The 8,640-nt window shown below is 58.2% G+C and carries 6 protein-coding genes and 1 pseudogene; 4 read left to right on the forward strand and 3 right to left on the reverse strand.

Annotation, left to right across the window (positions count from 1 at the left end):
* The first annotated feature begins 243 nt into the window (after positions 1–243).
* A complete protein-coding gene (locus tag MUU54_RS24130; RefSeq protein ID WP_247246487.1) occupies positions 244–405 on the forward strand; it encodes an iron-containing alcohol dehydrogenase in 162 nt (53 codons plus the stop codon).
* A 375-nt stretch (positions 406–780) separates the two neighbouring features.
* Here MUU54_RS24130 and MUU54_RS24135 read toward each other — a convergent pair whose 3' ends face one another.
* A complete protein-coding gene (locus MUU54_RS24135; RefSeq protein WP_247246482.1) occupies positions 781–1,485 on the reverse strand; it encodes an autoinducer binding domain-containing protein in 705 nt (234 codons plus the stop codon).
* 178 nt (positions 1,486–1,663) lie between these two features.
* Here MUU54_RS24135 and traI point away from each other — a divergent pair, with 178 nt between their 5' ends.
* From traI to dinB, 3 genes are all read left to right on the forward strand, one after another.
* Positions 1,664–2,311: an acyl-homoserine-lactone synthase gene (gene traI, locus MUU54_RS24140; RefSeq protein WP_247246483.1), complete on the forward strand. Its 648-nt coding sequence runs from the start codon at positions 1,664–1,666 to the stop codon at positions 2,309–2,311.
* 200 nt (positions 2,312–2,511) lie between these two features.
* Positions 2,512–4,581: an ATP-dependent helicase gene (locus tag MUU54_RS24145; protein WP_247246484.1), complete on the forward strand. Its 2,070-nt coding sequence runs from the start codon at positions 2,512–2,514 to the stop codon at positions 4,579–4,581.
* The gene (dinB, locus tag MUU54_RS24150) at positions 4,581–5,678 is read left to right on the forward strand and encodes a DNA polymerase IV (RefSeq protein WP_247246485.1); all 1,098 of its coding nucleotides are present in this window, start codon (positions 4,581–4,583) and stop codon (positions 5,676–5,678) included. Before MUU54_RS24145 ends, dinB begins: the two co-directional genes overlap by 1 nt.
* 154 nt (positions 5,679–5,832) lie before the next feature.
* On the opposite strand, the gene MUU54_RS24155 is transcribed toward dinB, so the two are convergent.
* Both MUU54_RS24155 and MUU54_RS24160 read right to left on the reverse strand, forming a co-directional pair.
* Positions 5,833–8,316 (reverse strand): DNA translocase FtsK, encoded by a 2,484-nt coding sequence (locus tag MUU54_RS24155; protein WP_247246486.1) that lies wholly within the window; start codon positions 8,314–8,316, stop codon positions 5,833–5,835.
* A 213-nt stretch (positions 8,317–8,529) separates the two neighbouring features.
* Positions 8,530–8,640, reverse strand: a pseudogene (locus MUU54_RS24160) (UTP--glucose-1-phosphate uridylyltransferase); the annotation flags it as partial.

Here is an 8,640-nt window from a genome sequence, read left to right on the forward strand (position 1 = left end):
CCGCTCAGATCGGGGCTGATCGACAGCGCCAGTGTCGCGTTTCTAACTGGCTAGTGGGCACGCGTCTATAACCGGCTAGTGGGCACGCGTCTATAACCGGCTTTGACAATATCTGTAGGAGGGTACATTCAATTTCCAAGTGCGACATGCCAGTAATCTCAATGGCTTCACTTTGGAGATTTTGGCATGTCTCGATGCTATACGCAGATCACCCTTGCCGATCGCCGGCGTCTTCATCATCTGGTGGCGGCAAAGGTTCCGGTATATCCGCTCGGCACCCGCTACAGGATTGCGCACGGCATCGCCAATGCGTTGATCTTCCCCCATGTTTTTGCCGTGAATGCCTCGGCCGTGCCGGAGAAGACGGAGATGATCTGCCGGGCAATGGGCTTCGACGCTTCATGAGAGGCAAAGATTAGAGCGAGCGCGAAAGCATTCTGCGAAGGGCTCGGGCTTGACATGTGGCTCCGTGCCCATGGTGTCGTCGAGAAGGATTTCGAGGACATGGCGCGCGAAGCCCATGCGATCAGGCGTCTGCTTGAATGGAATCCTGTGGACCTGACGAAGGAACAGATCTTCAAGATTTATCAATCTGCCTGGTAGCCGTCCGTGGTCGAGCTGACCACGTTCGAAGTTGGTGTTAAGACGGCGAGGTTTCACCTTGTCCCATAAGATCACGTGGGCTGGAAGCAGATCGATGAGCCTGTTCTCGCAGTATCAGAAAGCCCAGATTTTCATCCTCGTGCGCGACCGAAAACCGCAGGATGTGACCGCCTGAAGCTAGATGAGATGCAACGACGTAGCGAGTGCGGTTGCCTGCGGCAATGTAACAGCGTTAAGCTTGCGCTTTGCCTCATCTAGCGCTGATCGGACCGTCGCCCACTTAAGACCCAGAAGTTCAGCGATCTCAGGCATATTTTTGCCCTCAGCTAACCATTTCAGGCAGACCGTCTCCTGCGGTGACAGCTTAGGAGCAGCAGGCGAATGGTTGCGCCCGCCCCGCACGGTTATGAATGCGTGGATGATGCAGGCTGCAACAAAAGCCTCCTGAGGGTCGATATCATTTGTATGATCTTCAACGTCATCGGCGCCGGCGAAGGTGATGATGGCCCTATGGCCGAAGCCGGTGGGGAGCGGAATAGAAATGCCTGAGCATATTCCGAACGTACGGGCCTCCTCGATGAAGTGACGACGCTCATCCGAGGTACCGTCCGTTGCGTTGGCGAGCGACCAGCTGAAGAGCCCACGTTCGTGGTGAGCCATCCAGATCACAGGATCAATCCTTTCATAGCGCTGACGGAGATAACGGCGCTGCCATTCCTGCGGGTAATTCGAAACCGCATAGGCGCCGCTTGTCTTCAGGCTGAGATAGGCGAAGTGGGCGAAGCCGTGCTCGGCGGCAAACCGACGAAGCGATGCGCGAATGTCACGTCCCTCAAGGGAAACCACAATACGATCGATCAGGCTGTCAAAATCCCAACTCACCGTCCTGCCCCACCATTAACGCGCAACCGATAGCGAAGCTGAAAGTCGAAGCTATGGCCTTGGCTTTCTTCTCCGTACACCTAATGCGCCACCGCCAATAGATAAACTGATTCCCCCTCACTTTTGTAGAGGAAGCAAGTCCGCCTTTTTGATCAGATAGACCAAAATGGAGGCGAAGATGAAGATTCTCGAATTGAAGGCGGATTCACCTGCAGTGAACGCAAAACTCCTGGACGACATGTATCGCATGCGCGCAAGGATTTTTAGGCAGAGATTGGGATGGCAGGTGACAGTTGAGCGCGGGCTAGAAAAAGACGAGTTCGACGATCACAATCCAACCTATCTACTCGTCGTGGATCCTGAGGGTGAGGTATGTGCAGCTGTCCGGCTTTTGCCGGCGGTCGGGCCGACCATGCTGCAAGTGGCGTTTCCGCAGCTTCTGGCTCAGCCTCCGCTACGCGTACATTCGGCCATGGTGGAAAGCTCGCGCTTTTGCGTCGATACCGACCGCCTCGCAAAGCGCGCCTCGGGTCCAGCAAGCGAGGTCACTTATCATCTTCTGGCTGGAATTCTCGAATGGTGTCTCCTGAATGGATATGAGGAGCTCGTCACCGCCACGGATTTACGAATGGAGCGGATTCTTCGTCGGGTTGGATGGCCGATGGAGCGTCTGGGCGATCCGGCCGAGATCGACACAACCATTGCAGTTGCTGGGCTGCTCAACATCGATGCTGAAACATTTCGGCGTTTGGTCCCGGCTAACTACCAGAGCAGCTTGTTGCCCACCACCAATCAAAGCCGCGGCGCATCAAGGATACGATTATGAGATTGCGCTGGATCAGTTGCGGCAGATCGCCTTGATCTCTTAGGCAAGCGGCTACCACTACGCCATTCTGTCCGGTGAACACGCGCGTGCAGACGAGCATTGATGGTCGTCACTTTGCAATGCGGTCAAAGGCGAGTATGTTCCGTTTTTGTTCGGTGAGCCCTTGTCCGGTCTCATTGGCCCAAGACCAGAGAGACGGAATGACTGCAGCCTACCTAGAAAAGCTCAACGACCGGCAGAGGCAAGCGGTCGAACATGGAGTGGCCTCACCCGATGGCGCAGTCGGTGGTCCGCTCTTGATCATCGCTGGCGCAGGCTCTGGCAAGACGAACACGCTTGCTCATCGCGTTGCCCACCTCATTGTCAATGGCGCCGATCCTCGCCGTATCCTCCTGATGACATTTTCTCGCCGGGCGGCTGCCGAGATGACGCGTCGTGTGCAGCGGATCTGCCGCCAGGTGCTCGGCGAGAATGCCGCTATCATGACCGACGCCCTTGCTTGGGCGGGGACCTTCCACGGCATTGGCGCGCGGCTCTTACGCATCTACGCCGAGCAGATCGGCCTCCCCGTCGACTTCAGCATCCATGACCGAGAAGATTCAGCCGACCTGATGAACCTCGTCCGGCATGAGCTCGGCTTCTCGAAGACGGAAAGCCGCTTTCCTACCAAGGGCACCTGCCTCGCCATCTATTCGCGTGTCGTCAACTCGGAGAGTTCAATTTCCGATGTGCTGAAGGTGTCCTATCCCTGGGCCGTCAACTGGGAGAAGCAGCTTAAGGAGCTGTTTGCAGGCTATGTTGAGGCCAAACAGGCCCAGAAAGTCCTCGATTACGACGACCTCCTGCTCTACTGGGCGCAGATGGTATCCGATCCGGACCTCGCCAATGATATCGGGAGCCGCTTTGACCACGTCCTTGTGGATGAATACCAGGACACCAACCGTCTCCAGGCGTCGATACTGTTCTCCCTGAAGCCTGGCGGCCGTGGATTGACCGTCGTTGGCGATGACGCGCAGTCGATCTACTCGTTCCGGGCCGCAACGATCCGCAACATCCTCGACTTCCCGAAGGAGTTTTCGCCAAAGCCGGCGGACGTGATCACGCTGGATCGGAACTACCGGTCGACCCAGCCAATCCTGGCGGCCGCGAATGGTGTCATCGATCTGGCGCGCGAGCGCTTCACCAAGAACCTCTGGACCGATCGTCAGTCCGAGCAGCGGCCCCTGCTGGTGACGGTGAAGGATGAAGCCGATCAGGCAAACTATGTTGTCGAGCAGGTGCTGGCGAACCGGGAGGTCGGCGTGCCGCTGAAGAGCCAGGCGGTCCTGTTCCGTGCCTCCAGCCACAGTGGCAGCCTGGAAGTCGAGCTCACGCGCCGCAATGTCCCCTTCGTCAAGTTCGGCGGGCTGAAGTTCCTCGACTCCGCACATGTGAAGGACCTGCTCGCCGTGCTGCGCTTCGCGCAGAATCCGCGCGACCGCGTCGCCGGCTTTCGACTTTTGCAGATGCTTCCGGGCATAGGTCCGCAGACAGCTGCCAAGATACTCGATACCATAGGCGCCGATCCGGAGCCGCTCCAGTCGCTGGCTGAGATCCCTCCCCCGCAGAAGAGTGGCGATGACTGGCCGGGTATCGTGACGCTTCTGACGGCGCTGCGCAAGGCTGACACGGGATGGCCGGCCGAGATAACGCTGGCGCGCGATTGGTACGAGCCGCACCTCGAGCGTATCCATGAAGATGCCGACACCCGCAAGGCCGACCTCCTGCAGCTTGAGCAGATCGCAAGCGGCTATCCCGGTCGCGAACGTTTCTTGACCGAACTGACGCTCGATCCTCCGGATGCCACCAGCGATCAGGCTGGCGTGCCGCTGCTGGACGAAGATTACCTGATACTGTCGACTATCCACTCCGCCAAAGGACAGGAGTGGCGCTCCGTCTTCATGCTGAACTGCGTCGACGGCTGCATCCCCTCCGACCTTGCCACCGGCACCACGGCTGAGATCGAGGAGGAACGACGCCTTCTTTATGTAGGCATGACCAGGGCGCGCGATAGCCTAACGCTTCTCACCCCGCAGCGTTTCTTCATAGGCGGGCAAAACAGCCAAGGCGACCGTCATGTCTACGCGTCCCGCACACGCTTCATTCCGGCCACGCTCCTGCAGTTCTTCGAAACCTCCACCTGGCCACAGGTGAGTGCGGCAGCAGGAGAGCGGAGCGCAAGGCAGGTCCGTATTGATGTCGGCGCTCGGATGCGCTCGATGTGGAAGTGATGGGCGGGGCTCACCTCCAACAGCCAGAGCCTGTTCGCAAGATCATCCACGTCGACATGGATGCATTTTATGCCTCGGTTGAACAGCGCGATAATCCTGACCTGCGTGGCAAGCCAGTCGCCGTGGGGGGCGGCGAAGTCCGCGGTGTCGTGGCGGCTGCAAGCTATGAGGCTCGAAAGTTCGGCGTTCACTCCGCCATGGCTTCGGTGACCGCAAAACGGAAGTGCCCGGACCTCGTCTTCGTCAAGCCGCGCTTCGAGGTCTACAAGGCAATCTCGCAGCAGATCCGGCAGATCTTTGCGGATTATACGCCCCTCATCGAGCCGCTGTCGCTAGACGAGGCCTATCTCGACGTGACTGAGAACCTGAAGGGCATCGAGCTTGCGACTGAGATCGCCGAGGAGATCCGCGCAAGGATCAAGCAAACGACGGGCCTCACCGCATCAGCCGGTGTCTCCTACAACAAATTCCTGGCCAAGATGGCAAGCGACCAGCGCAAGCCAGATGGCTTGTTCGTTATCACGCCGAAGAACGGCCCCGCTTTTGTCGAAGCGTTGCCAGTGAAGAAGTTCCATGGCGTGGGCCCGGCGACGGCTGAGAAGATGCACCGGCTGGGCATTGAGACCGGAACTGACCTGAAGGCAAAACCCCTCCCCTTCCTGCAGCAGCACTTCGGCAAGTCCGGGCCCTATTTCTGGGGCATCGCCAGAGGCATAGACAACCGTCAGGTGAAACCTGACCGGGTCCGCAAGTCAGTTGGTGCGGAGGACACGTTCCGGGCGGACATCCACCTGCTCGAGGAGGCGCTGGATAACATCGACCCGTTAATCGACAAGGTCTGGCGCTATTGCGAGGGCAACGGCATTCGCGGACGCACGGTCACGGTAAAGATCAAGTTTGCCGACTTCAAACAAATCACACGCAGCCGCTCCACCGCAATGGCGATCGGCTCCGCAGAGGAAGTGAGAGACCTTTGTCGGATGATCCTGCTGGAACAGTTCCCAGTCGAGAAGGGCGTGCGGCTTCTGGGCGTGACCCTCTCATCTCTTGAAGCCGGCCAGCCTCGACAAGTCCAGCAGTTCGTCCTGGAATTATAGAGGCCGGTGGCGCGGCTGTGCAGGCGCATGGTTTCGCGCCACACGAGAGCGAAAGTAGGCTTTGCTATCTTTATTTGAAAAAGCCCTCCGCTTTGCTGCTTAGCGATGGTCGCACTGGCGCTGACGAGGTGGTTCTGCGTCTCGTCAAACCGATTCAAGCCTCGCCCTCGGATCTGATCCCTCCATTCAGGATCTCCCGCTTGCCCACGTGATTTGGTGGACCGACCAGGCCCTCTCGCTCCATCCTTTCAACCAGCGATGCGGCTCGATTATATCCAATAGAAAGGCGTCGCTGGATGTAAGAGGTCGAGCACTTGCTGTCGCGCTGCACCACCTTGACCGCGCGCGCATAGAGATCGTCCGATGCCGCCTCGTCGCACATCTCGCTTTGATCAAATACGGCTGCGTCGCCATCTTCGTTAGAAGCCGGCTCAGTGTCTTCAGTGACTCCACCAAGGTAGGAAGGTTGTCCCTGTGACTTGAGATGCGCCACCACTTTCTCGACTTCACGGTCCGACACGAAGGGACCATGAACGCGCGCGATGCGTCCACCGCCCACCATGTGCAGCATATCCCCCTGCCCTAGCAAGTGTTCGGCGCCTTGCTCTCCGAGGATTGTACGACTGTCAATCTTTGAGGTCACCTGAAAGGAGATCCGCGTTGGGAAGTTGGCTTTGATCGTGCCGGTGATAACGTCGACCGATGGCCGCTGTGTGGCCATGATCAAGTGGATCCCGGCAGCGCGGGCCATCTGAGCAAGACGTTGAATGGCTCCTTCGATTTCCTTACCGGCGACCATCATCAAGTCGGCCATTTCGTCAACGATGATTACGATATACGGCAGGGCTGAAAGATCGAGCTCCTGCTGTTCGAAAAGCTCCTGGCCGGTTTTGGGATCGAATCCGCAGGGCGCAGAGACAAGGATTGTCTCCCCCTTTCGGCGGGCTTCGGCCACCCGTTTGTTGAAGCCGTCAATGTTGCGAACCCCAAGGCGCGACATCTTGCGATACCGCTCCTCCATCTCACGGACCGCCCATTTAAGGGCCAGTACCGCCTTCTTCGAGTCTGTCACAACCGGTGTCAGGAGATGCGGGATGCCGTCATAGACCGATAGCTCAAGCATCTTTGGATCGACCATAATCAAGCGGCACTCGTCGGGCCTGAGGTGATAGATCAACGACAGGATCATCGTGTTGATGGCCACTGATTTCCCAGAGCCGGTCGTTCCAGCCACCAAAAGATGCGGCATTTTCGCCAACTCGGCGACTACTGGCTCACCTCCAATGGTTTTGCCGAGGCATAATGGTAAGCGATAGTCCGTCGTGAGATAATCTTGGCTCTCGAAAAGTTCTCTTAGGAAGACCGTTTCGCGCTCCGGATTCGGCAGCTCGATCCCAATGACATTGCGGCCCGGGACCACCGCAACGCGCGCCGACAACGCAGACATTGACCGCGCAATGTCATCAGAGAGGTTGATGATGCGCGACGACTTGACGCCAGGCGCTGGCGCGAACTCGTATAGCGTCACCACAGGTCCAGGCCGCACATCGATGATGTCGCCCTTGATGCCGAAATCTTCCAGTACGCTTTCTAGAAGCCCTGCGCTCTTCTCAAGCGCCTCGTGGCTCATTTCCGACGAGTGGCGGAGGTCAACAGGCTGCAGGAGTTCCACCGAGGGAAACAGGTAGTCTGCTGCGCCGTGGCACTGTTCATAGGTCGGCTGAGCGTCAACAGTATGAGCGACTGCCGGCTTATTGATAGAGTGCTTGGTTGTATGCGGCGTTCGCTCGACGCTCTCGCACGAGGAGACCGCCTCCGGCTGAACAGTGACAGGAGGCATGCGACGGATCTCGACCTGCCGGTACAGCCGAACCAGTGAAAAATCCTCCGGCTCGGGAGTGTCATCGGCGGGATCTTTTTGAAGTGCCGACAGATACCGCTTGGGCGCTGGTTCGTCAGTCACGCATGACTGCCCCTCCAGAGGTGCCTCGTTTGAGCCGAACAAGCTGTCATCACACCACAGCTCTTGCGCACAATCCTGAAGATCGGCTGCGCCTAGACTAAGCATCTCCCAAAGCAGGTGATCAGGCACGAAGAGCCCGGCATCAGCTCGACGCGCGTTTCCTTCAGGCGGAACAGGCCGGTCTTTTCGGTGATGTGTGGCATCTGGATTGTTTGCCCCTAGCGCATGCACCACGGCGAAGCGAGGCGATGCGGGAGCGTCCGGCGCGGACGATGATTGTGGCACAACATCATTTTCCGCCCGATCGAGTGAGAGCTCAAGGCGCTGCTGCAGGCATCTGGCAGGAGATCCGGCGTCGGTGATGTTCGACACGTCGGCCGAGCTCATTGGCTCGACATCTTTGACAGACTGAGTTGGCAGCGTCCGAGATGGCGATGAGCTTCTCGAAGGTGTGCGTGTAAAACGTACGTTTGGCCCGAGCACAAACGGGCGCTGCCAAGAAGGCAGTCGCTCCGGGTCGAGGACGATGGCATCAGCGGACCCTTCTCGGGGACCTAAAGAAGGCCCAGCAGGGCGGGGCGTTTGAGGACTAGTTGAGGGGGATGTCGCCGCCTCGGTTTGCTGGATCTCGTCAGCTGTGGCCGGCGAAAATGAGGTTCGGGAAGGCTCTTGCATGTTACGCGGAAACCATAAATTGAGCTGTCACACCCGAACGGTTAATAGAAAGAAAACCTTAACCAGATGTTGCCGGCTCTCCTCATAAGTTGGAATCCGTTGCACGGAGACCCTGACCTTTGGGATGAAAGAGTCTTCAGCGAACGACAATCTCCGCGCCGATCGCCGATGGCCAATGCCGCGCACGACGCACTATGGCTTCCGTCCTTCCTCTTAGCCTAGTGCGTCAATCATCGCTTTGACACGGCCCTCGATCGCTGGGCGGATATCACCGCGCTGCAGGGCGAAAGCAAGGTTAGCGAGAATGAAGCCGTCCTTGGCGCC

Source organism: Pseudorhizobium tarimense, assembly GCF_022968135.1.
Classification (GTDB): domain Bacteria; phylum Pseudomonadota; class Alphaproteobacteria; order Rhizobiales; family Rhizobiaceae; genus Neorhizobium; species Neorhizobium tarimense.

Bases quoted from the DNA above. Each gene is read 5' to 3' on its own strand.
- traI (WP_247246483.1), top strand. From the start codon at position 1,664: ATGAAGATTCTCGAATTGAAGGCGGATTCACCTGCAGTGAACGCAAAA.
- MUU54_RS24145 (WP_247246484.1), top strand. From the start codon at position 2,512: ATGACTGCAGCCTACCTAGAAAAGCTCAACGACCGGCAGAGGCAAGCG.
- dinB (WP_247246485.1), top strand. From the start codon at position 4,581: ATGGGCGGGGCTCACCTCCAACAGCCAGAGCCTGTTCGCAAGATCATC.
- MUU54_RS24155 (WP_247246486.1), bottom strand. From the start codon at position 8,316: ATGCAAGAGCCTTCCCGAACCTCATTTTCGCCGGCCACAGCTGACGAG.